The following is a 23757-nucleotide window of genomic DNA, read 5'->3' as shown; positions in this document are numbered from 1 at the left end:
GCGCGGCCCGGGCGTTTTCCCGGACGTACGTTTTCTCGGTTCCCGGACATGATGTCCGACCGAGGGGCTACGGTATGCACCCACAAGGTGACATGCAGCAACGCCGGGAGAAACCTTGAGCGTTCCGTACGAGACGGCAGCGTACGAACCCCACGACTCGCCCGAGTCTCCGGAGGAGCACCTCGCGCGACTCCTCGGCCGCGCCCTGAACTCCTTCGAGCTACCGGACGAGGCGATACGGCGCCTGGACTGCGCGCTGGCCCACGACGGTTCGCTGCACTCGGCGCACCACAGCGCGGGCCTGCACCGGGAGACGTACCGGCACACCTGGCTGCTCGCCGACGGTTCGGCCCTCACCCTCTGGGAGCTCGTCCACAACACCGCGCCCGGCAGCGAGCCGCAGCACGAGGTGTACGTCGACGAGGAGGAGCTGCGCGCCGCCACGCTGCGGCTGCCGCTGCCGCCGGACGCCCCGGACTTCGAACTGCCGGTGGCGGTGCAGCTGTCGACGGTCCCGGCGCCCCGGCACGCGTACGCCGCGGAGGACTCCGCGGACCACGCGCGCAGGTTACTGCGCCGGGCGGAGAACGCGGACCGGCCGGGCGCGGACACCGCTCAGATGCTGACCACGGCGTCCGGGCACCAGATCACGCAGGCCTTCGGCCGGCCGTGCCGCGCGGGCCGGGCGGGGCTGGGATTCTCGCTCTACGAGCACGCGTTCCTGCTGCGCGACGGCGCGGAGATCTCCCTCTGGGAGGTCGAGCACACGGCGACGCCGGACGGGCGGCACATGTGCGAGGTGTACGTCAGCGAGGACGCGGCGCGCGAGGCGATGGAGCGGCGGGCGGCGCAGCTCTCCTGACGAAGGCCCTGAGCTGTGGGTGCTAGAGGTGTCTGCCGCCGAGGTGACGCACCAGCTGGGTGAAGGCGTTTCTCTCCTCGGGGGTCAGTTCCACGGACTCCGACCGGGGGCCCGTCTGCCGCTGTTGCGGGAGGGCGGGGAGAGGGTGGCCTTCGGGCCATCGGGAGATGTGCTCGGGCATGCGCCCCAGTAGACACCACGGCCCGGGCCTTCGGTCCCGGGCCGTGATTTTCGTGATCTATCTCGCAGGTGGCATGAACGGTTCACACAATCCGAAACGCACACCGAAGGGGCGAACCCTCAGCCGCCTCAGGCCGCGACGGGCTGCTTCGCCTCCGCCGCCCGGGCCGCTTCGCCCTCGCCGGAGGCCGGTGCGGCGCCCGGGACGGGCTTGCGCATCCCCTTCAGGACGACGACCAGGGCCGTCGTGACGCAGACACCGGCGGCGATGGCGATCAGGTAGAGGAAGGCGTTGCCGATCAGCGGGACCACGAAGATGCCGCCGTGCGGGGCGCGCAGCGTGGCGCCGAAGGCCATCGACAGGGCTCCGGTGACCGCGCCGCCCGCCATGGAGGCCGGGATGACGCGCAGCGGGTCGGCCGCGGCGAACGGGATGGCGCCCTCGGAGATGAAGGAGGCGCCGAGCACCCAGGCGGCCTTGCCGTTCTCGCGCTCGGTCTGGGTGAAGAGCCTGCCGCGCACGGTCGTCGCCAGGGCCATGGCCAGCGGCGGGACCATGCCGGCCGCCATCACCGCGGCCATGATCTTCATCGCCGAGTCGCTGGGGCTGGCCACCGCGATACCGGCCGTGGCGAAGGTGTAGGCGACCTTGTTGACGGGTCCGCCCAGGTCGAAGCACATCATCAGGCCGAGGAGCGTGCCGAGCAGGATCGCGTTGCTGCCGGACAGGCCGTTCAGCCAGTCGGTCATGCCCTTCTGGGCCTCGGCGATGGGCTTGCCGATGACGACGAACATCAGGAACCCGACGATCGCCGAGGAGACCAGCGGGATCACCACCACCGGCATGATGCCGCGCAGCGCCGTCGGGACGTTCACCTTCTGGATCGCCATCACCACGCCACCGGCGATCAGACCGGCGGCCAGACCGCCGAGGAAGCCGGCGTTGATGTTGAACGCGATCATGCCGCCGACGAAGCCGGGCACGATGCCGGGCCGGTCGGCCATGCCGTAGGCGATGTAGCCGGCCAGGACCGGGACGAGGAAGCCGAAGGCGACGCCGCCGATCTGGAAGAGCAGGGCCGCCCAGCTGTCGGCCTGGGTCCACAGGAAGTGGTCCATCACCGACGGAGCCTTGTTGATCTTGTAGCCGCCGATCGCGAACCCGAGGGCGATGAGCAGGCCGCCCGCGGCGACGAACGGCACCATGTAACTGACGCCGGACATCAGCCACTTGCGCAGCTTGGTGCCGTAGCCCTCGCCAGACTCGCCCGCGCGCTCCACGGGGGTGGCCGGGGCGGATCCGGAGGTGACCTCGCCGCGCGCGGCCTTCTCACGGACCTCGGCGATGAGTTCGGCGGGGCGGTTGATGCCCGCCTTCACTCCGACGTCGACGGTGGGCTTGCCGGCGAAGCGTTCCTTCTCCCGTACGGGGACGTCGTGGGCGAAGATCACGGCGTCGGCCGCCGCGATGACCTCCGGGGCGACCCGGGTGAAGCCGGCCGACCCCTGGGGCTCGACGGTGAGTTCGACGCCCGCCTCACGGCCCGCGTTCTCCAGCGACTCGGCCGCCATGTAGGTGTGGGCGATGCCGGTGGGACAGGAGGTGACGGCGACGATCCGGAACGGCCGCGTCTCGCCCCCGGCTCCTGCTCCGGCTGCTACTCCTGTTCCTGCTTCGGCTTCGGCTTCGGCTTCGGCGGTGACCGTGGCGGCGGCGGGAGAGGCCGCTCCCGCCGACGCCACGGTGTTCTCGGGGCCCGCGGGGGCGGGTGCGTCCTGCTCGTCGCCGCGGATCAGGGCGGCGGCGGAGGAGGCGTCGCCCACCGCGCGCAGGGCATCGGTGAACTCACTGTTCATCAGCTGCCGGGCCAGTGACGACAGGATCGTCAGATGGGCGTCGTCCGCACCGGCCGGCGCGGCGATCAGGAAGATCAGGTCGGCGGGGCCGTCCGCCGCGCCGAAGTCGATGCCGTCGGCGCTGCGGCCGAAGGCGAGGGTCGGCTCGGTGACGTGCTCGCTGCGGCAGTGCGGGATGCCGATGCCGCCGTCGAGACCGGTCGGCATCTGGGCCTCGCGGGCGGCCACGTCGGCGAGGAAGCCCTCCAGGTCGGTCACCCGGCCCAGGGCCACCATGCGTTCCGCGAGGGCCCGCGCCGCCGCTTCCTTGGTGTCGGCCGACAGGTCGAGGTCGACCAGATCCGCCGTGATCATGTCGCTCATCGCGGGCTCCTTAGCACGCGTATCGCCCGGTGGGAGGGGTGGGCGGGGAGGGGGACGGGGGTGCGGTGGGGGGTGAGGGGAGTGCGGTGGGGGGTGACGGGGAGGCGGGCGGGGCCCGCGAGTAAGGGGTCCTTTCACTATGAGCGTCCGATCAGGTCGCGTGGTCTGGTGCCGTGCATCGCAAGGCGCCGGAGAGCCCTCGTAGCGGAGCTACCAGGGCTTTTCGGCAACGCGGCGAGGTGCGGTGCCAGGCCGCGCGACCCGGACGGGCATAGTGAAAGGACCCCTGAGGGTGCGGGAGCCAGCCGCTCGCGCGCAGCCGCGCCCTGCCGGTCGTAGGTCATGACACCGGCTCCTTCAGGACACGCTCCGCCGGGACCTCGGCCGTGACCGTGACAGCCGCCGGGTCCAGGTCGCCCGGCGTCGGCATCACGCTGCCGGGCAGCTGGACGGCCGCGGCGCCGTGTGCGACGGCGGAGGCCAGGGCCTCGGGGCCGTTGCCGCCGGCGATCAGGAAACCGGCGAGGGAGGAGTCACCGGCGCCCACGTTGCTGCGGACGGCGGCCACGCGGGCGCTGCCGAACCAGGCGCCCTCCGCGGAGACGAGCAGCTGCCCGTCGGCGCCGAGGCTGGCGAGGACGGCCCGGGCTCCCATCTCGCGCAGTTCCTCGGCGGCCTTGACGGCGTCGCCGACGGTGGCGAGGGGTCGGCCGACGGCTCCGGCGAGCTCCTCGGCGTTGGGCTTGACCACGTCGGGCCGCTCACGCAGGGCGGCGAGCAGCGCGGGCCCGGAGGTGTCCAGGGCGATCCGGGCCCCGGCGGCGTGCGCGCGGGCGACCAGGTCGGCGTACCAGGAGGGGGCGAGTCCGCGCGGGAGGCTGCCGCAGCAGGCGATCCAGGAGGCGGTGCGGGACTGCTGGCGCACGGTCTCCAGGAGCAGTTCGCGTTCGGCACCGGAGAGTTCGGGGCCGGGGGCGTTGATCTTCGTCAGGACGCCGTCGGACTCGGCGAGGGCGATGTTGGAGCGGGTGGCCCCGGCGACCGGGACGGGCGCGACCTCGATGCCCTGCTGGTCGAGCAGGTCGGCGACCAGGGCGCCCGGGGCGCCGCCCAGGGGCAGGACCGCCACCGTGCGCTGTCCGGCGGCGGCGACGGCGCGCGAGACGTTCACGCCCTTGCCGCCCGGGTCCATCCGCTCGCCGGTGGCGCGGATGACCTCGCCGCGGTCGAGGGACGGCACCTCGTAGGTGCGGTCCAGGGACGGGTTGGGGGTGACGGTGAGGATCATGCGCGCACTACTTCCGTGCCGCCGCGTTCGATCGCGACGGCGTCTTCCGGGCTCAGCCCGCTGTCGGTGATCAGCAGGTCCACATCGCTCAGGTCGCCGAAGCGGGCGAAGTGCTCCTGGCCGTGCTTGGAGGAGTCGGCGAGCAGCACCACGCGGCGGGCGGCGGCCACGGCCGCGCGCTTCACCGCGGCCTCGGCGAGGTCGGGGGTGGTCAGGCCGTGTTCGGCGGAGAAGCCGTTGGCGGCCACGAACAGCACGTCGGCGCGGATCTCGCCGTACGCCCTGAGCGCCCAGGCGTCCACGGCGGCGCGTGTGCGGTGCCGTACGCGGCCTCCGATGAGGTGGAGCTGGATGCCGGGGTGGTCGGCGAGCCGGGCCGCGATGGGGAGGCTGTGCGTGACGACGGTGAGGGAGGCCTCCAGCGGGAGGGCCGCGGCCATCTTGGCCACCGTCGTCCCGGCGTCCAGGATCACCGTGCCCTCGCTGGGCAGCTCGGCGAGGGCCGCCTTGGCGATGCTGTCCTTCTGGTCGGCGGCGGTCGTCTCGCGCTCGGCGAGGTCCGGCTCGAAGTCCAGGCGCCCGGCCGGGATGGCCCCGCCGTGCACCCGGCGGACGAGCCCGGCGCGGTCGAGGGCCTTCAGGTCCCGGCGGATCGTCTCCGCCGTCACCTGGAACTGCTCGGCCAGCGACACGACATCCACTCGGCCGCCGTCACGGGCGAGCCGGAGGATCTCCTGCTGCCGTTCCGGTGCGTACATGTCCGTTCGCCTCCGCCTCATGCCCGAACGTGTGGTTTCAGCGGGAGGCTACGCCGGGATGTCGGCAATGTAAACAGGTTCGGACCCAATCGGGCACAGACAGAAATGCGGCGGGCCCGGCACCGAGGTGCCGAGCCCGCCGTACCCCCTGCTTCCGCGGGGAGCGATCCGCTAGGAGACCAGCGCCGGTTCCTTCCCCTCCACCGGCGCCTGCTCCCCCTCCACATGCTGCGCGGGCCGCTTCGGCAGCACGAACATCAGCAGGAAGATGGCGCCCATCACCGCGGCGACGTAACCGAGCGCGTTCTGGAAGGCGTCCGCGAAGGCCGGACCGACCTGCTCCGGCCGCAGACGGTCGGAGATCGTGCCGAAGAACACCACCGACACCAGGGCGAGCCCCAGCGCGTTGCCCATCTGCTGCACAGTGTTGATCAGTCCCGACGCCGAACCGGCGTGCTCGCGCGGCACCTCCGAGAGGATCGCGTCGGTCAGCGGCGCGACGATCAGGCCCATGCCCGCACCCATCACGACGAGCGGCAGGGCCATCTGCCAGGGAGCTATGGCGAGTCCGTAGTGGCCGGACTCCCAGATGTAGAGCAGCACCCCGGCCGCCATCACCAGCGCGCCCGCCTGGAGCACCCTGCGGCCGAAGCGCGGGACCAGCTTCTGCACCGACATCCCGGCGGCCACCGACACCGCGATCGAGAACGGCACGCCCGTCAGCCCGGCCTTCAGCGGGCTCCAGCCCAGCCCGAACTGCATGTACAGCGTCCACACCAGGAAGAACACACCGAGCGCGACACCGAAGACGGTCTGCACGGCGATCCCGGCCGCGAAGCTCTTGACCCGGAACAGCGACAGCTCGACCAGCGGGGAGCCGTCCCGTGCGGCCTTGCGCCTCTCGAACGCCACCAGCACCGCGAGGACGACGAGCGACCCGGCCATCGACACGTACCCCCACACCGGCCAGTCCAGCTCGCGGCCGCGGATGAGCGGGTAGAGCAGCATCAGCAGGCCCAGCGTCACGAGCGCGACACCCACCAGGTCGAGGCGCAGGGCGCGCGGCGCCTTGGACTCGGTGATGAAGCGGCTGCCGAGGATCAGTCCGGCGACGCCCACGGGCAGGTTGATCAGGAAGATCGACCGCCACTCCCAGCCGAACAGGTTCCACTCGGTCAGCAGCGCGCCCAGGAGCGGCCCGGACACGGCACCGAGACCGACGACCGCGCCGAACAGCCCGAACACCTTGCCGCGCTCGTGCGCCGGGAAGGTCGCGTGCACGATCGACAGCACCTGCGGCACCATCAGCGCCGCCATGCCGCCCTGGAGGAAGCGCGCCGCGACCAGCATCTCCGGGTTCGCCGCGAGTCCGCACAGCGCGGAGGCGACCGTGAATCCACCGATGCCGACGAGGAAGATCCGCTTACGGCCGTGGATGTCGCCGAGCCGTCCGCCGGTGATCAGGCCGGCGGCGAAGGCGAGGGCGTAACCGGCGGTGATCCACTGGATCTGGCTGAAGGAGGCGCCGGACTCCCGCTGGATCGAGGGGATGGCGATGTTGACGATCGTCACGTCGACGAGGTCCATGAAGGCCGCGGTCATCACGATCGCGAGGGCGAACCAGCGCCGGCGGTCGGTCCCGCCGCCCGTCGTGCCCAGGGTGGTGTCGGTGGAGTTCATGTCTCGAAGTTAGCCCCCCATTAGGTCAGATCGTGTCCTACTGGTGCGGCATCCTCAACGGTATGACGACGGACACACCGGCTCGGCTGCTGACCCTCCTCTCCCTCCTCCAGACGCCCCGCGAATGGCCCGGCGGCGAACTCTCCGAGCGGCTCGGGGTCTCCCGCCGCACCGTGCGGCGGGACATCGACCGGCTGCGCGAACTCGGCTATCCCGTGCAGGCGACCAAGGGCGCCGACGGCGGCTACCGGCTGGTCGCCGGGAAGGCCATGCCGCCGCTGGTCCTCGACGACGAGGAGGCCGTGGCCATCGCGGTCGGGCTGCGCGCCGGGGCGGGGCACGCGGTGGAGGGCCTCGACGAGGCGTCGGTACGGGCGCTGGCCAAGCTGGAGCAGGTCCTGCCGGGCCGGCTGCGCCACCGCGTGACCACCCTCCAGGCCGCGACCACGCCCTGGACCAGCGGGGACGGGCCGAGCATCGCGCCCGAGACCCTGACCGTCATGGCCTCGACGGTGGCCGGGCACGAGCGGCTGCGGTTCGCCTATCGGGCGGCGGACGGCACACAGACCCGGCGCCTGACCGAGCCGTACCGGCTGGTGTCGACGGGCCGCCGCTGGTACCTGGTGGCGTACGACATCGACCGGGACGACTGGCGCACGTTCCGCGTCGACAGGGTCAGCGAGCCGTTCCCCACCGGGGCGCGCTTCGCACCGCGCGAGCTGCCCACGGGGAACGCCGCGGAGTACCTGCGGCGCTCGATGCAACGCCAGCAGCAGGTCTACGACTTCGACGTCACGTTCGCCGCCCCGGCCGACTTCGTCGCGGCCCGGGTACCGCACTGGCTGGGCACGCCCGAGCCGCTGGACGACGACAGCTGCCGGCTGCGGGGATCCGTCGGGGACGCGGTGCAGTGGGTGGCGTTCCGGCTGGCGATGCTGGAGTGCGACTTCGTGGTGCACGAGCCGGAGCAACTCGTCACCGCTGTGAGGGAGTTGGGGGCGCGGTTGAGCAGGGCGGCGGCGGGGTGAGCGACGGAGGCCATGGGCGACGAAGGGATGAGCCCTCGCCGCGCATCACCGCGGGAAGCCTCACGGCCCCCATGGGAAGTCCCGCAGCGCCTTGAGGTTGCGCAGGGCGAGTTCCGCCGGACCGTCCGGGCCCTCGGCGGGGCGGTCCCCCGCGGCCCACGCCTCCAGCGCGGCACGTACGGCGGCACTCGCCACGGCGGCGGCGAAGCGCAGCTCGGGGGTGGTGGCGAGGCCCGGTTCGGACATGGCGGCAACGTTGTCACCACCTTGCCCGGGGGCTTGAGGGGCGCCGGTCGCTTGAGTGCCCCCGGCCGCCCCTGGAACCCCGGCCGCTCCTGGAATCCCGGCCGCTCCTGGAACCCCGCCAGCCGTCACCCGTTCCGCCAGCACCTCCCCCAGCAGCCGCTCCGACCCCTGACAGACCTCCGCCCACACCCTGCGCAAGGACGGGGTCGTCTCGGCCAGGCGCAGCAGTGTGCGGACCCACTCCCACGAGGACACCGAGACGCCGACACCCGGGGTGAGGGTGTGACGGACGCCCTGCTCCAGGGCGTGGAGCACGCCCACGTCGGCGGGAGCGGCGCGCACCGCCTCCACCCAGCGCTGGGCACCGGCCGCGTAGAGCGGGGCGACGGCCTCTTCCTTGGTGGCGAAGTACCGGTAGAAGGTGCGCGGTGCGATACCGGCGGCCTGGGCGATGTCCTCCGCGCGGGTGGCGCGCAGGCCGTGCCGTACGAAGAGGCCGGCCGCGGCCCGGGCGATCTCCATACGCGTCTCGGTCTTCCGCCGCTCGGTCAGCGAGGCCGGGGGTGAAGCCGGAGTCGAGGCCGGAGGCGGGGTCGGGGTGGTGCTGCTCACGCCCGGCAGGCTATGCCCATGTGACACAATCTGCCATCTGGCGGGCCACCCCGTGGTTCAGGTACGGGGTGGCCCGCCCTTCAGCACTCCGTCCCGCGCACACCGTCTCCGGCACACGGTCTCCGCACTCCGGCGCTCCGGCGCTCCGGCACACAGTCTCCGGCGCTCCGTCTCCGGCACGGCGGCACCCGGCACCTGGCAGAAGCCGGCACCTGGCAGAAGAGAGCCGGGCCCCGACGTCCGGGGGGAAGGACGCCGAAGCCCGGCCTCGGGGAAAGTCCCGGCCGCCGGGGGGAGTGCGACGGGACTTGGCTGTCGGGGGCCTGGGGGTGTGGCCCCGGGCCCGAACTGGTGGACCCAGAAGTCTTGTTCCCTGAGTCCGCGAATTGAAGCGACGTTACATCGCCATGTTTGCGCGGTCTTTCGCCACCCGGCGTACGCGGTGCCCTCCGGGCGCACGCGCCCCGTCACCCACTGGCCGTGGGGGCGGGCCGGGCTCACGCCGCCGCGTCGAACCCCGTGCTGCGGGCGAGCTTCTTCAGCTCCAGCAGCGCGTGCTTCTCGATCTGCCGGATGCGCTCGCGGGTCAGTCCGTGCTCCTTGCCCACCTCGGTCAGCGTGCGCTCCCGGCCGTCCTCGATGCCGTAGCGCATCTTGATGATGGACGCCGTGCGCTGGTCGAGCCGGCCGATCAGGTCGTCGAGCTCCTCGCTGCGCAGCAGGGTGAGCACCGACTGCTCGGGCGACACCGCCGAGGTGTCCTCCAGGAGGTCGCCGAACTGGGTCTCGCCCTCGTCGTCCACCGACATGTTCAGCGAGACCGGGTCACGGGCCCAGTCGAGCACGTCGGTGACGCGCTCCGGCGTGGAGCCGAGCTCGGCGGCGATCTCCGCGGGCTCCGGGTCCCGGCCGTGCTCGCGGTTGAACTCGCGCTGCACACGGCGGATCCGGCCGAGCTCCTCCACCAGGTGGACGGGCAGGCGGATCGTACGGGACTGGTCGGCTATGGAGCGGGTGATGGCCTGGCGGATCCACCACGTCGCGTACGTGGAGAACTTGAAGCCCTTGCGGTAGTCGAACTTCTCGACCGCGCGCACCAGGCCGGCGTTGCCCTCCTGGATCAGGTCCAGCAGCGGCAGGCCGCTGCGGGGGTAGCGGCGGGCGACCGCGACGACGAGGCGCAGGTTGGAACGTATGAAGACGTCCTTGGCCCGCTCGCTCGCGTCGACCAGGGCATGCAGCTCCTCGGGCGAGGCCCCGGCCTTGTTCTCCTCGAGGCCGTCGAGGATCTGCTGCGCGAACACACCCGCTTCGATGATCTGGGACAGCTCGACCTCCTTGGCGGCGTCGAGCAGTGGTGTGCGCGCGATCTCGTCGAGGTACATGCCGACCAGGTCGCGGTCGGCGATCTCGCCGCCATGGGCGCGAACACTGCTTGCCGCGTCGGCCGTCTCGCCGGTGGCGGACTGACGACGGGCGACGGCACGGGTTGCCATGCGAGCTCCCTTGCGATGGTGAGGTCAGCGGGTGGTCCTTCGGACGCTGGACTCCGTCTTCCGGGACTCTCCGGACTCTCCTCGGGTGCCCTGCATCCGATGGAAACAACGACTGGAATCAGGACAGAATTCCCAACCTGGCCTCCGATTTTTCTGATCATGCAGTACCCTGTCCGGCCACACGGGGAGGCACGATGCCGTCACGACCCACAGAGGTGCAGGTCAGACCGGGAGTCGAGGGAGACCTCAAGGCCCTCACGGCTCTCTACAACCACTATGTACGTGAGACGGCGATCACATTCGATACCGCGATCTTCACTCCGGAGGAGCGCCGCCCTTGGCTGCTCTCCCACCCTGAAGACGGACCGCACCCCCTGATGGTTGCCACGACGGCGAACCCACAGGAGATTCTGGGCTACGCCACATCAAGCCCTTTCCGAACGAAGCCGGCCTATGCCACCTCCGTGGAAACGACCGTCTACGTCGCCCCGGAGGCCGGCCGGCGCGGCGTCGGGACGCGCCTCTACACGGCCCTCTTCGAGGCCCTGTCCGGCGAGGACCTGCACCGCGCCTACGCGGGCATCGCCCTGCCGAACGAGGCGTCGGTCCGGCTGCACGAGCGGTTCGGCTTCCGGTACGTCGGCACCTACCGGGAGGTCGGCCGCAAGTTCGGCCGCTACTGGGACGTGGCCTGGTACGAGAAGCCGCTGTAGGGGCGGCACTCCCCTCGGCGCCCCTGCGGAGGCCTCCTCAGCCGAACTGCACCGACCGCTTCGCCAGGCCCATCCAGAACCCGTCGATCACGGACTTCTGCGCGTCCAGCTCACCGGCCGCGTCGGCCGCGCCCATGGTGACGAACAGCGGGGCGAAGTGCTCGGTGCGCGGGTGGGCCAGCCGCCCGGCGGGCGACTTGTGGGTGAAGTCCAGCAGGCCGTCCACGTCACGCGACTCCAGCGCCCGCCGGCCCCAGTCGTCGAACTCGGACGACCAGGCGGGGATGCCGCCCTGCCGCAGCGCGGCCAGGTTGTGGGTGAAGAAGCCGGAGCCGATGATCAGCACGCCCTCGTCGCGCAGCGGGGCGAGCTTGCGGCCGATCTCCAGGAGCCGGACCGGGTCCAGCGTCGGCATGGACACCTGGAGGACCGGGATGTCGGCCTCCGGGTACATCTCGACCAGCGGCACGTACGCGCCATGATCGAGGCCCCGGTCGGGGACGTCCTGGACGGGCACGCCGGGGGCGCGCAGCAGCTTGCGTACGGACTCGGCGAGCTCCGGTGCGCCGGGGGCGTCGTACGTCACCCGGTAGTAGTGCTCCGGGAAGCCCCAGAAGTCGTAGACGAGCGGAACCGTCTCGGTGGCGCCGAGGGCGAGCGGGGCCTCCTCCCAGTGGGCGGAGACGATCAGCACGGACTTGGGGCGCGGCAGTCCGGCGGACCAGGCGGCCAGCTCACCGGGCCAGACCGGGTCGTCGGCCAGGGGCGGGGCGCCGTGGCTGAGGTACAGAGCGGGCATGCGCTCCTGGGTGGCGGCGGACATGCTGCGGCTCCTTCCAAAACGTGGTTCCCTACAAAACTGTACGGGCCATTTGTTTAAAGTTCAAGGAGGGTCCACGTAGAGTGGAACACATGAAGGCACCCGCATCCGACCCGGCACAGGGCTCCCCCGCGGAGCCCCAGGAACCGCGCTGGCTCACCGACGAGGAGCAGCGCGTCTGGCGCTCGTTCATGGAGGGCGTCACCCTCCTCGACGACCATCTCGACCGGCAGCTGCAGCGCGACGCGGGCATGCCGCACGTCTACTACGGCCTGCTGGTCAAGCTCGCCGAGGCGCCGCGGCGGCGGCTGCGGATGACCGAGCTCGCGATGCTGGCGAAGATCACCCGGTCCCGTCTGTCGCACGCCGTCGCGCGCCTGGAGAAGAACGGCTGGGTGCACCGGGAGGACTGCCCCGACGACAAGCGGGGCCAGTTCGCCGTCCTCACGGACGAGGGCCTGGCGGTGCTGCGGCAGACCGCGCCGGGCCATGTGGAGGCCGTACGCCAGGCGGTCTTCGACCGGCTCTCCCCGGAACAGCAGAAGTCCCTCGGCGAGATCATGCGGATCGTGGCGGAGGGGCTCCAGCCGAGCGAGGCGGGGGCGGACTTGCCGTGGCTTCGCTGACGGCGGCGTGGTGACCGACCGAGACGGGGCCGACCTGTCGTGAAGCCACGGACACGGAGCCGCCCCGCTCACCGAAGGGCGGGAACGAACCCGCCCGCCAAACCGCGCACGCGCAACCGCCCTACTCGCCGCGGGGCGGGCGCGGACCCGTCCGCCAAGCCGCGCACGCGCAACCGCCCCGCTCACCGAAGGGCGGGAACGAACCCGCCCGCCAAGCCGCGGACACGGAGCTGCCCTGCTCCGGTGGTGCTGGAGCAGGGCAGGTCCTGGATTCCGTAGGGGCGGGGCGTCCCCTTCCCCGTCCTACGGAGGGCCCGAAGGGGTGGGTTGGGCGGGTGTCAGTGGGCGACGACCGGGATCTGCACCTCGTCCGCCGCGTCCTCACCGGAGGACGCCACCGTCGTACCGCCGGGGCGGCCGGCGTTGACGAAGGTCAGGGCGATCACGGCGGCGACCACGAGGATGCCGACGGCGAACCAGATGGCGCTGGTGTAGCCCTGCACCATGCCCTCCAGCTGGACCAGCTGCTGCTGGGACCGGCTGGTCGCCCCGGCGATGTGGTCGGCGACGTACGCCGTGGTCGCGGAGGCGGCGACGGTGTTCAGCAGCGCCGTGCCGATCGCGCCGCCCACCTGCTGCGAGGTGTTGACCATCGCGGAGGCGACACCGGAGTCCCGCGGCTCGACGCCCTGGGTGGCCAGGGACATGGCCGGCATGAACGCCGTACCCATGCCGAGGCCGAGCAGCAGCATCGCCGGCAGCAGCAGGGCTGCGTACGAGGAGCCGATCTCCAGCTGGGTCAGCAGCAGCATGCCGAGCGCGGCGACCAGGAAGCCCGGGCCCATCAGCAGCCGCGGCGCGACCCGGGTCATCAGGCGGGTGCCGATCTGGGTGGATCCGGTGATCATGCCCGCGATCATCGGCAGGAAGGCGAACCCGGTCTTGACCGGCGAGTAGCCCTTCACGATCTGCAGGTAGTAGGTCAGGAAGAGGAACAGGCCGAACATCGCGATGATCGCGAGACCGAGGGAGAGGTAGATCCCGCCACGGTTGCGCTCGGTGACCACGCGCAGCGGCAGCAGCGGGGCCTTGACCTTCGACTCGACGAGCACGAAGGACGCCAGCAGCACGGCCGAGGCGACGAACATGCCGACGGTGACGGAGTCGCTCCAGCCGTTGGACTCGGCGCGGGTGAAGCCGTAGACGAGGGCGACCAGGCCGAGGGTGGAGAGGACGACACCGGGGATGTCGAGCGGGGAGCGGTTGCGGCCGCCCTCGGGCTCACGGATGACGAAGTAGGCACCGGCCGCGGCAACGATGGCGAACGGGATGTTCACGAAGAACGTCCAGCGCCAGTCCAGGTACTCGGTGAGGAAACCGCCCAGGATCAGGCCGACGGCACCGCCACCACCGGCGATCGCGCCGTAGATGCCGAACGCCTTGGCGCGCTCCTTGGCGTCGGTGAACATCACCGCGAGCAGGGACAGCGCGGCGGGCGCGAGCAGGGCACCGAAGACGCCCTGGAGGGCACGGGCGCCGAACATCATCGCCTCGTTGGTGGCCGCGCCACCGAGCGCGGAGGCCGCGGCGAAGCCGCCGAGCCCGACCACGAAGGCCTTCTTCCGGCCCCACAGGTCGGCTATCCGGCCGCCGAAGAGCAGCAGACCGCCGAAGGCGAGGGCGTAGGCCGTGACGACCCACTGCCGGTTGCCGTCGGAGATGCCGAGGTCCTGCTGGGCGGAGGGCAGGGCGATGTTCACGATGGTGGCGTCCAGGACGACCATCAGCTGGGCGAGCGCGATGAAGACGAGCGCTTTCCAGCGCCCGGAATCCGGTTCTGCGGCCGGAGCGCGGAGAGCCTTTGAGGCTGTTTCAGACATGGGGATACCCACTTCGGGACTTCGTGACGGAAAATCGGGACGTCGTGCTGGAAAAAGGGTGACGAAAGGTGACGGCTCGTCGGCGGGGACGGCCGCCCTAACCGCCCGTCAGGCGGTCAGCCGGTCGGTTGGTGGTCGGGGTTCAGACCGGTGGGGCGGCCTGAAACTGATCGGTCGAGGTCGGCACTCAAGGTCGACGCTCAAGGTCGGTGCTCAAGGTCGACGCAGGTCCTCCATGGTCACCGGCGTGCCCTGGAGGGTGGAGCGAGCCGGAGCCCGCAGCCCGTCCAGGAGCAGCTGGAGGTGGCGGTGGACGAAGCGGTCGGCGCGGAAGCAGTCCGTACCGGCCGGGGGCCGGCTGAGCTGGGCTACGGCGATCATGACGTCTCCGACGTCCACGTCCGGCCGGAGCTGCCCAGCCGACCTGGCGCGGTCCATGACCTCCGCGATCAGTCGTTCGACCCGTTCACGCGCGGCCTCCAGATCCGGGTGGTGCTGGTCGAACGTGCTGGAGACCATCGGGCACAGCGCGCTGATCCGCTCGTCGGCCGTGACGTGCACGAAGCGCTCCAGCGCCCCGAACGCGTCGCCGGTCTCGGTGAGCGCGGCCTCGGCGGCGGCGGCCGTACGGTCCATGACGGAGCAGACGACCTCGCGGACGAGCGCGTCGCGGTCCGGGAAGTTGCGGTACACCGTGGCATTGCCGACGCCGGCCCGGCGGGCGATGTCGTCGAGCGGCACCTCGGGGCCGTGCTCGACGAACATCTCCCGGGCGGCGGTGACGATCCGCTCCCGGTTGCGCACGGCGTCGGCGCGAGGCCGGGGCACCTTGCGCGCTTCGGGGGTGGCGGTCTGCACGGCGTACTCCTCGGTTCGTACGTGTCGGGTGTCTCTCGGTCCGATCCGGGGAGCGGGTCCCCGTTTCGTTCCGACACATGGCTAAACGGGGAGTGGGTCCCCGGTATTTCCCACTCCCGCGGAAATTGTTTGTGACCTGACTCACAAGCACCTGAGACCGCTACTGACGGGAAACCCACGATCGGTCTCTTCCAGCGCGCGTCCCTCCACCCCGCGACGCAGGGTGATCGCAAGGGTGCAGCCCGGAACCGGGAGGCTGCCGTGGCGCGGGAGGTCCCTTGCAGGTCCCTTGCATACCGCCCCGGCCCCGACCCTGGCCCCGGCCCCGGCGCCCCCGCCCGGACGGCACGGGTCCGTCCGGCGGCCGGATACCCAGGCGCCGGCTGGCCGCCCTGGCCTGCGTGACCGCCCTGACCTTCACGGTCAGCACCTCGGCCGGCTCGGGCCGTCTCACCCCGGGCCCCAACGCGGCGGGAGCGGGCCCGATCACCCTGTCCCACACCGCCGAGCACGGCCCCTGCATGATCAGCGGCGCCCGCGAGGTCCAGATGTCCGAGGGCATCCCCACCGCCACCGGCTACACCCGCTCCACCGGCACCGTCCGCGCCCTCACCCTGATGATCGACTTCTCCGACGCTCCCGGGCAGGGCGACGCCCAGGACCGCTACCACGAGTTCTTCCCGCAGACCCGCGAGTGGTTCCGCACCAGCTCCTACGGCCGCCTCGACTACCGCCCCGAGACCCCGATCCCGGGGTGGCTGCGCATGCCGAAGTCGTTCCGGGACTACGGCATAGAGCGCGGGGCCCCGTTCGAACCCGGATACCGGGCGCTGGTCCAGGACCTCGTGGCGGTGGCCGACCCGAAGGTGGACTTCCGCGCGTACGACCTGCTGAACGTTCTGGTGAGCCCCAACGCCGGCCCGTCCGCCCTGGACACCGTGCTGTCCGTCACCTTCGCCGGCAACCCCGAGGCACCCACGGCCGACGGCATACCCGTGGCCAACGCCTCCTTCGTCTACTCCCGCCAGGACGACGGCTCCGGCTCCTACCACCGCACCGGCTACCGCGTCCTCCCCCACGAGAACGGCCATGTCTTCGGCCTGCCCGACCTGTACACCGCCGAGGGCGGGGGCGCGGTCGGCCACTGGGACATCATGAGCGAGGACTGGGGCGCCAACAACGACTTCCTCGGCTGGCACAAGTGGAAACTGGGCTGGCTCGACGCCGCCCAGGTCCACTGCGCGGCGTCCCCCGGCACCACGGAGTACACGCTGACGCCGCTGGCCCTGCCGGGCGGCTCCAAGCTCGTCTTCGTCCCCCTGGACACCAGAACCGGCTACGCCGTCGAACTGCGCACCCGCGCCGGCAACGACGAGGCCGTGTGCCGCCCCGGCGTCCTGATCTACAAGGTCGACGCGGAGGTGGACACGGGCATGGGCCCGGTCACCGTCCAGGACTCCCGACGTGACAGCGGCGGCTGCACCCGCGCGCCGAACGTCCACGCGGAACTGTCGGACGCGACGTTCACGCCCGGCGAGAGGTTCCGCGACGCGGAGAGGGGGGTCACGATCGAGGTCGCGGGGGTGGGGGCGGGAGCGGCGGGGGCGGCGGTGGAGGGGGGTCACCGGGTTCGGGTGACCCGGGACTGACGAGGCACTGGGCGTGGGCGCGGGTGCCCCCTCCCGGCCTCCGGCCTCCGCCCCCCGGATTCCGGATTACGGTGGGCCTGCCGCGACCGTCGCGAGCGCCGTACCGGAGAGCCGATGCCAGCGAAGCGCACGACCGAGACCCCGGAGGGGTCCACCCCACCGGCCGGCCCTGGGAAGGGGGCCGTCTCGGTCGAAGGGCGAGAGGTCCCCGCCGAGGCGGTCACCCCCCTGATCCGCGGCGTCGCGGTCCTGCGGGAACTGACGGAGGCGGGCGGCACGCTGAGCCTGAGCGCCCTGGAACGCGCCAGCGGCCTGGCCCGCTCCACGGTCGACCGCGTCACGGCCACGCTCGCCCGCATGGGCTACGTCCGCCTGGACGGCCGGGACGTCCACCTGTCCCCCCGCCTGATGGAACTGGGCAACGCCTACCTGTCGGCCCTGCGCCTGCCCGCCCTGCTCTCCCCGCACGCGGACGCCCTGGCCGACGAACTGGACGAGTCGGTCTCCCTGGCGGTCGCCGACCGCGACGGCATCCGCTTCATCCACCAGGCGGCCCGCCGCCGCGCGATGTCCCTCAGCTTCCGCATCGGCGACCTGCTCCCCGCCGAACGCACGGCCCCCGGCCCGCTGTTCGCGACCGAGTGGACAGCGGCGGACTGGCAACGCTGGCGTGAGCGCAGGGCGGCGGACCCGAGGGACCTGTCCTTCACGGCCGTACCGCCCCGCGCGTACGGAGGGGACGCGGAGGACGACGAAGCGTTCGTACGGCGCACGCGAGAGGCGTCGACGCGCGGCTGGGCCCTGGACGACCAGCTCATCGAGCCGGGCTTGGTGGCGATTTCGGTGCCGGTGCGCCACCCGGACCCGAAGGGCGGGATCGCCGGCGTGGCGAGCGTGGTGAGCCATACGAGCCGCCACACCGCACGCGGCCTGCGGACGACGCTGCTGCCGAGGCTGCGCTCCGCGGTGCGGACGATGGAACGCGAACTCCAGGCCGCCCCACCCCCCGAGCCCGGCCCGCCCCCGTCGGACCTGGCCCTGTGGACCGGGGCGTCCAAGCAGCGGCTGGGCCGCGAGTTCATCGAATCCCTGGCCCGGGGGCTGACGGTCCTGACGGCGTTCGGCGAGGGCAGGCCGGAGCTGACGCTCACGGAGGTGTCCCAGGCGACGGGCCTGGCCCGGGCGACGGCCCGCCGGGCCCTGATCACCTACGAACACCTGGGTCTGGTCGCCACGGTGGGCCGCACCTTCACCCTGACCCCCCGGGTCCTCTCCCTCGGCTTCCCTCCCCTGTCCCGCACGTCCCTCCCGGCGATCGCCCAGCCCCACCTGGCCGACCTGACGTCGCGCATCCACGAGTCGACGTCACTGGCGGTGCTGGCGGACTCCGGCGAGGAGATCCAGTACACGGCCCGGGCGGCGACGGCGCGGGTGTTGAGCGTGAACATCACGGTGGGCACGCGGCTGCCGGCGTACGCGACGGCACAGGGCAGGGTGCTGCTGGCGGACGCGTACGACGACGCCCCGACGCCGACGGAGACCCTGACCTCGGTCCGCACGCAGGGTTACGCCCTGGTGGACGAGGAACTGGAGGAGGGCCTGCGCTCGATCGCCGTCCCGATCCGCGACCGCTCGGGCAGGGTGGTGGCGGCCCTGAGCGCGGCGATGCACGCGAGCCGCCGCACGCCGAGCGAGTGCGTGACGGACCTGGTCCCGGAACTGACGGCGACGGCCGCCCGCATCCAGACGGACCTCCACACGGCGGCCCGCTTCACCCACGTCCCCCTGACCTGACCCCCGTACCCGGTGCGCTGACGCCTGCTTCGACTTCACCGAGGTCGCCGGGCTCCCCGCGATCCTCGGCACTGTCATCCTCCAGTGGCCCGCGCAGGCCGAGACGCCCGGTGCGTCACCGGCGGCCGGTGCAGCGGAAGTTGCCGGCGTCGTTCGTGCTGCCGTGTCCGTCGTAGCGGGCGACGGCAGGCCACCGGCACAGCGGCCGACTCATGGGCCCGTTCGCGGCGCGCAGTGTGGTGGGGGCCTTGCCGTGCTCGACCCACTTCACCAGGGCCGCCAGCGGGTCGGCCGGGGCGGCGCCGGAGCCGCCCCGGCAGTGGCCCACGCCGGGGGCCGTGAAGAGACGGGCGAACTGCTCGGTCTTGCCCCGGCCCCCCATCGCGGCGGTGACCTGCTCGTAGTACCTGATCGTTCCCTGGGAAGGGATCAGCTGGTCGGCCAGGCCGTGCCAGAGGAGCAGTTTGCCGCCGGCGGCACGGAAGGCGTGCAGGTCGGGGTCGTCCGTGCCGACGACGGGACCCCACTCCTGACGGGAGCGGTCGAAGTAGCGGGCGAAGTCGGCCATGGTCAGGCGGTGCCAGTCGAAGGACGGGTCCTTCGCCAGCCAGTAGGTGAACCAGCCAGCCGCGAGGGGCGTCGGGGCCCCGTCGCCGTCCGCGGTGGCGGCGAGTCTGGCGAACGAGGCGCCGGGCAGGATTCCGTACCACAGGCGGCGACCGTCCGGGCGTCGCGGCCCGTCCCAGATCCTCTTCACCACGGCCGCGTCCTTGGCCGTGATCGTGCCACAGGGGGTCACGGTGCCGACCAGCGAGGTGGGGTCGAAGCGGCAGGCCCGGGGGTCCGCGATGACACCGTCGGTCACGCCGTCGCGGCTGTCGCACGCTGCTGTGACCGCCTTGTCGACCGCGTCGAACTTGCACGAGGGCACGAAGTCGCCGAGCTCGTGCATCACGACCTGGGGCCACATCGCCGCGGGGAGGAACCGGTCCGCCTGGATCGCCGGCGCACCCGCCAGAATGCCGTCGTAGTCGCGCGGTTGGACCTGCGCTTCCTGGAGGCCTTCCCTGCCGCCGTTGGAGCAGCCGTTCCAGTACGCGTAGGTGGGTGACGTGCCGTAGAACGCCTGGGTGACGGCCTTGCCCTTGACGGTGGTCTCGTGCAGCGCGCGCGAGATGAAGTCGTTGATCAGGGACCGGTTCATGCCGGTGGGGGACCAGGCCCACGAGGCGTCACTGGAGTCGGCGGTATGACCGGAGTCGGAACCCGCGGCGGCGTAACCGGTCTTCGCCGCGCTCTCCGTGTCCGGGACGGAGCCGTTGAAGCCACCGCCTCCCACCCCTTGGAAGCGCCCGTTCCAGGTGCCGACGGGCAGTGACACGCGCATGTGGATGTTCTGGGGAACCAGCAGTTCGACGTTGCAGATCACCGGAGTGGTGGTGGTCCGCGAGGCGCTGGTGACCCTCGTGCCGTCCGGAAAGCGCAGAGCCGTGAGGCTCTCGCAGGAGCGGACCGGCTGGCCGGGTCTTGTGTGTGCGGACGCGCTCGCCCCGTGGACCGGCATGGCGCAGAGCCCTGCCGCGAGGATGAGAGATCCGGAGATCGCGAGCCGGCGTCGGACGGGGCCTCGCGGGGATGGTGCATGCTCGGCGCTGCCGGCTGAAGGCTTCCACTTCATGCCCGCTCACCTCCCTCTTTCTCTTTCTTGGCTGTGCGGATGGGGCCGGTCAGCGGCCGGCCGGCTCGTGGCTGTCGGAGGGGATCGGGTCCGCGTACAGTGCGGCGATGTCCGCGTCGTACTTCTCGGCGACCTTCTGCCGCTTGAGCTTCAAGGTGGCGGTGAGTTCATCGCTCGTCGCGTCCCAGTACGCGGGGATCACCCGGAAGCGCTTGACCTGCTCCACGCGTGCCAGCCGGCTGTTGCCCTCGGCCACCGCGGCCTTCAGGGCGTCGATCAGCAGGGGGGAGCGGGCCAGGGAGCGTGGGTCCGGCCGCAGCCCGTGCCCGGCGGCGAAGGCCGCCGCGGCCTCGGCGTCCAGGACGAGCAGCGCGGTGAGGTAGGGGCGGCTGTCGCCGATGGCCACAGCGGTGCCGATCAGGGAACTGGCGGTGGTGAGGGCGGTCTCGACCGTGACGGGCGAGATGTTCTTGCCCCCTTCGTTGATGATCAGGTCCTTCTTGCGGTCGACGATGGTCAGGTAGTCGTCCGCGTCGGAGATGATGACGTCGCCGGTGTGGAACCAGCCGTCCTGGTCGAAGGCTTCGCGGGTCCGGTCGGGGTCGTTGTGGTACCCCTTCGTCACCGACGGCCCCCGCACCAGGAGTTCGCCGTCGGCGGCCTGGCGTGCCTCCAGGCCGGGCAGCAGTGTGCCGATGGTGCCGAAGCGTGCCCGCGCGGGCGGGCTGACGGCACCGAAGCAGCTCAGCTCGGACATGCCCCAGCCCTCGGCGATGGGGACGCCGAGCGCCGCGAAGAATTCCAGGGTCGCCGGCGGTGTGGGTGCCGCGCCGGTCACCGCCCACCGCACCTGGTCCAGCCCCAGACGGGACCGCAGTGCGGACAGCACCCCGGCGTCCGCCGTGGCGTACGTGGCGGCGAGCTCGTCGTCGACCGGCTTGCCCGCCTGCAGCAGGCGCGTACGTTCGAGGCCGGTCTCCAGCGCCCCCCGGACTGCCCCCCGCCGTACCGCGTCCGGCTCGCTCTCGATGCCGAGCTCCACGGCCTGCCTGATCTTGTTCCAGACCCTGGGGACGGCGCACCAGATCGTCGGCCGGCAGTCCGGCAGCGCCTTGCCGATCTCCTTGATGTCGGGCACCACCGTGACCTGCACGCCGAAGATCGCCTGTGCGTACAGGCAGGTGAAGCGGTCGACGACATGGGCGGAGGGGAGGTAGGAGGTGGTCCGGTCGCCGAAGCGGAAGTCCAGGACCTGTGCCACCCCCGCGGCCTGGGCGAGCAGGTTGGCGTGCGTGATCTCCACGCCCTTCGAAGGGCCGGTCGTGCCCGAGGTGTAGATCAGGGTGAGCACGTCGTCCGGCTGGACGGCCCGCCAGGCCGCGTCGAAGTCGAAGGAGGTGTTCGCCCGGCCCCGGGCGCGGAGGGTTTCCAGACTGAGGGTGCCCGCCGCCGGGACTTCGTCCCCGTCCACCAGGATGAGGTGCTCGACGGCCACGCCGGATTCTCGGACGACGGGAAGGTACTGGGTTTCGCACACCATCACCCTGCTTCCGGAATTGCGCAGGACATGGGCGAGTTGGGCCGCCGGCGAAGTGTTGTAGACGGAGAACGGGATGGCGCCCAGGTGCTGGGCCGCGAGGTCGACGGGGAAGAACTCGACCCGGTTGGTCATCATCAGCGCGACGGTGTCACCACGCCTGACTCCGAGCCCGGCCAGGCCGGCCGCCAGGAGGCGCACGTCCTCGGCGAGGGCCCGCCAGGTCACGGTGCGCGTCGCGCCCACGGTGCGCAGGGCCACCGTGTCGGGCGCGACGGCCGCCGTGCGCTGGAAGGCATCGCAGAGCGTGGCGGGCATGGGTGTGGGGTCGGTCATGGATCAGTTCCCGTCGATCGGCTCGTACCGGAACTCACGCTCGACAGGCCCGACGCGCACACATACGGCTACGGCGGCGCCGGCAAAGCCGCGGCGTGAGCGCGCGGGTTCGACGACGGCAACGCTAGGCATCCGTGGCGCGCGGGGCATCGGGCATGACGCCCAACAAAGCGGCCGCCGCACTGTGATCCGATCACACCCCTGTGCCGGGAGGTGATCAGGTCTCCACCCGCGAAGGTGACCGGGTCACACCGCGGTGCCGGAGCCGCCTCCGAACAGCCTTATCGCGATCAGCAGCTCCTGGAGGTCGGCGAGCCTGCGCAGGTCGCACCCCGTCCGTTCCTCGACACGGGCCAGACGGTGATGCGCGGTGTTGATGTGAACACCGAGTCGCTGGGCCGCGGCCTTCACGTTCAGATCGCTGGCGGCGTACTCCTCCACCGTTCGGATCAGGGTGCCGTCCGCCCTGGAGTCCTCGGCCACGAAGGTACGGAGCGCCGGCGGCACGATGCGTGCGGCGGTCTCGTCCGCTCGGAGGGTCAGATAGTCGAGCACACCGAGATCGGACAGGCAGACGACGCCACCGTCCGGCGGCAGAGTGCCCAGCGCGGAGACCGCCTCGTGGTACGCCTTCCCCAGATCGGCGACGGTGTCGTACCGCGTGCTGACGCCCACCGCGAGCCGTGTCCCCTGGTCGGCGAGCGTCCGCCGAGCCGTCCTCACGGAGTCCCCGGACACACTGCCCACCCTGTCGCGCAGCGCCCGCACGATCACGATCTCGTCCTGCCGCAGCACGGTCAGCGCACGAGCCGGGTCGCCCGCGGCCTGCCCGAGAAGCGACGCGGCGGAACGCAGACTGTAGGGGTCGCCGACGGGCCCCACGGGCACCGCGACCACCACGGCACACGGCGTATCGGGATGCAGCCCGGCCTTCGTGGCCGCGGTCAGCCGTGGTCCCGGCGCCGGCTCCCGCCCCGCGATCAGGTCTTCGAGCAGGTCCCGGCGTACCCGGTCGCCTTCCACGGCCAGGAACTGCTCCTCGTCCAGATAGGCCCGGGCCGCGACCGTACTGCCCCGGTTGATCAGTTCCATGACGAGTCCGCACGCTTCCAGCGCGACGTCACGCCCGCCGGTCGTGTGCACCGCCCAGTCGGCGATCGCCTCCCACATCACGCGGTGCGCGATGCGCAGCGCGTGCATGAAATCCACCAGGGGCATGCCCTGCCGTGCCCGCCGCGCGGCATGCGGGCGGACGAACGCCACGTCGTCGTCCGTGACCGGTCGGTCGCGGGCCAGGCTGACACTGAGCGCGTCGACGGCCTCCGTCACATGGGCCACCACGTCGGCCAGCAGCGCTTCGTCCACGAGGGCGGCGTAGCCGGGAATCTCCGCCCGCATGGCCTCCAGAGCCGCCTCGGCCAGTGACTGCCGCTGAGCGGCGACGATGCCGGCCACCTCACTGAGGGCGGCCACCTGACCTGATCGGCGCGTCACGG

18 protein-coding genes are annotated in these 23757 nt (G+C 71.8%); 6 read left to right on the top strand and 12 right to left on the bottom strand.

Features of this window, described 5'->3' with window-relative positions; all coding sequences use genetic code 11:
* Nucleotides 1–115: 115 nt before the first annotated feature.
* Complete coding sequence (locus ACFZDE_RS22710; RefSeq protein WP_391202228.1) at nt 116–862, top strand: DUF6227 family protein; 747 nt, start codon at nt 116–118, stop codon at nt 860–862.
* Nucleotides 863–1171: 309 nt separating this feature from the next.
* Here the strand turns inward: ACFZDE_RS22710 and ACFZDE_RS22705 are convergent, their stop codons facing one another.
* The 4 genes from ACFZDE_RS22705 to ACFZDE_RS22690 all read right to left on the bottom strand — a co-directional run bounded on the left by ACFZDE_RS22705 (nt 1172) and on the right by ACFZDE_RS22690 (nt 6988).
* Nucleotides 1172–3262: a fructose-specific PTS transporter subunit EIIC gene (locus ACFZDE_RS22705; protein WP_391202225.1), complete on the bottom strand. Its 2091-nt coding sequence runs from the start codon at nt 3260–3262 to the stop codon at nt 1172–1174.
* A gap of 340 nt (nt 3263–3602) precedes the next feature.
* Complete coding sequence (gene pfkB / locus ACFZDE_RS22700; protein ID WP_391202222.1) at nt 3603–4550, bottom strand: 1-phosphofructokinase; 948 nt, start codon at nt 4548–4550, stop codon at nt 3603–3605.
* On the bottom strand, nt 4547–5308 hold the full coding sequence (locus tag ACFZDE_RS22695) for a DeoR family transcriptional regulator (RefSeq protein WP_391004335.1): 762 nt from the start codon (nt 5306–5308) through the stop codon (nt 4547–4549). The genes pfkB and ACFZDE_RS22695 overlap by 4 nt, the downstream gene beginning before the upstream one ends.
* Before the next feature lie 171 nt (nt 5309–5479).
* The gene (locus ACFZDE_RS22690) at nt 5480–6988 is read right to left on the bottom strand and encodes a DHA2 family efflux MFS transporter permease subunit (RefSeq protein ID WP_391202219.1); all 1509 of its coding nucleotides are present in this window, start codon (nt 6986–6988) and stop codon (nt 5480–5482) included.
* Between the two features lie 62 nt (nt 6989–7050).
* Between ACFZDE_RS22690 and ACFZDE_RS22685 the strand changes: the two genes are divergently transcribed.
* Nucleotides 7051–8016: a WYL domain-containing protein gene (locus ACFZDE_RS22685; RefSeq protein ID WP_391202216.1), complete on the top strand. Its 966-nt coding sequence runs from the start codon at nt 7051–7053 to the stop codon at nt 8014–8016.
* A gap of 60 nt (nt 8017–8076) precedes the next feature.
* Here the strand turns inward: ACFZDE_RS22685 and ACFZDE_RS22680 are convergent, their stop codons facing one another.
* Together ACFZDE_RS22680 and ACFZDE_RS22675 are read right to left on the bottom strand one after the other, a co-directional pair.
* Nucleotides 8077–8874, bottom strand: a complete 798-nt coding sequence (locus ACFZDE_RS22680) for a TetR family transcriptional regulator (RefSeq protein ID WP_391202213.1) — start codon at nt 8872–8874, stop codon at nt 8077–8079.
* 497 nt (nt 8875–9371) lie between these two features.
* A complete protein-coding gene (locus ACFZDE_RS22675) occupies nt 9372–10370 on the bottom strand; it encodes a sigma-70 family RNA polymerase sigma factor (RefSeq protein ID WP_391004327.1) in 999 nt (332 codons plus the stop codon).
* A gap of 194 nt (nt 10371–10564) precedes the next feature.
* Between ACFZDE_RS22675 and ACFZDE_RS22670 the strand changes: the two genes are divergently transcribed.
* Entirely contained in the window at nt 10565–11083 is a 519-nt protein-coding gene (locus ACFZDE_RS22670) for a GNAT family N-acetyltransferase (RefSeq protein WP_391202209.1), read from the top strand.
* 37 nt (nt 11084–11120) lie between these two features.
* Here ACFZDE_RS22670 and ACFZDE_RS22665 read toward each other — a convergent pair whose 3' ends face one another.
* On the bottom strand, nt 11121–11906 hold the full coding sequence (locus tag ACFZDE_RS22665; protein ID WP_391004323.1) for a dioxygenase: 786 nt from the start codon (nt 11904–11906) through the stop codon (nt 11121–11123).
* Between the two features lie 89 nt (nt 11907–11995).
* On the opposite strand from ACFZDE_RS22665, the gene ACFZDE_RS22660 reads away from it, so the two are divergent.
* The gene (locus ACFZDE_RS22660; RefSeq protein WP_391004321.1) at nt 11996–12529 is read left to right on the top strand and encodes a MarR family transcriptional regulator; all 534 of its coding nucleotides are present in this window, start codon (nt 11996–11998) and stop codon (nt 12527–12529) included.
* Between the two features lie 338 nt (nt 12530–12867).
* Here the strand turns inward: ACFZDE_RS22660 and ACFZDE_RS22655 are convergent, their stop codons facing one another.
* Both ACFZDE_RS22655 and ACFZDE_RS22650 read right to left on the bottom strand, forming a co-directional pair.
* Nucleotides 12868–14409, bottom strand: coding sequence for a DHA2 family efflux MFS transporter permease subunit (locus ACFZDE_RS22655; RefSeq protein ID WP_391004319.1), 1542 nt, complete (start codon nt 14407–14409; stop codon nt 12868–12870).
* Nucleotides 14410–14622: 213 nt separating this feature from the next.
* On the bottom strand, nt 14623–15267 hold the full coding sequence (locus ACFZDE_RS22650) for a TetR family transcriptional regulator (protein WP_391004317.1): 645 nt from the start codon (nt 15265–15267) through the stop codon (nt 14623–14625).
* A 401-nt stretch (nt 15268–15668) separates the two neighbouring features.
* On the opposite strand from ACFZDE_RS22650, the gene ACFZDE_RS22645 reads away from it, so the two are divergent.
* Entirely contained in the window at nt 15669–16916 is a 1248-nt protein-coding gene (locus ACFZDE_RS22645) for a M6 family metalloprotease domain-containing protein (RefSeq protein WP_391202206.1), read from the top strand.
* 114 nt (nt 16917–17030) lie between these two features.
* A complete protein-coding gene (locus tag ACFZDE_RS22640; protein WP_391202203.1) occupies nt 17031–18710 on the top strand; it encodes an IclR family transcriptional regulator C-terminal domain-containing protein in 1680 nt (559 codons plus the stop codon).
* Between the two features lie 115 nt (nt 18711–18825).
* Here the strand turns inward: ACFZDE_RS22640 and ACFZDE_RS22635 are convergent, their stop codons facing one another.
* From ACFZDE_RS22635 to ACFZDE_RS22625, 3 genes are all read right to left on the bottom strand, one after another.
* Entirely contained in the window at nt 18826–20274 is a 1449-nt protein-coding gene (locus ACFZDE_RS22635; RefSeq protein ID WP_391202200.1) for a tannase/feruloyl esterase family alpha/beta hydrolase, read from the bottom strand.
* 163 nt (nt 20275–20437) lie between these two features.
* Entirely contained in the window at nt 20438–22261 is a 1824-nt protein-coding gene (locus ACFZDE_RS22630; RefSeq protein ID WP_391202197.1) for an AMP-binding protein, read from the bottom strand.
* A 246-nt stretch (nt 22262–22507) separates the two neighbouring features.
* Entirely contained in the window at nt 22508–23755 is a 1248-nt protein-coding gene (locus ACFZDE_RS22625) for a helix-turn-helix domain-containing protein (RefSeq protein WP_391202194.1), read from the bottom strand.
* Nucleotides 23756–23757: the final 2 nt, after the last annotated feature.

It is taken from the genome of Streptomyces sp. NPDC007929 (genome assembly GCF_042959065.1).
Lineage (GTDB): Bacteria > Actinomycetota > Actinomycetes > Streptomycetales > Streptomycetaceae > Streptomyces.
Note: the sequence above shows the minus strand (reverse complement) of the source record. Positions and strands in the feature narration are given on the sequence as shown.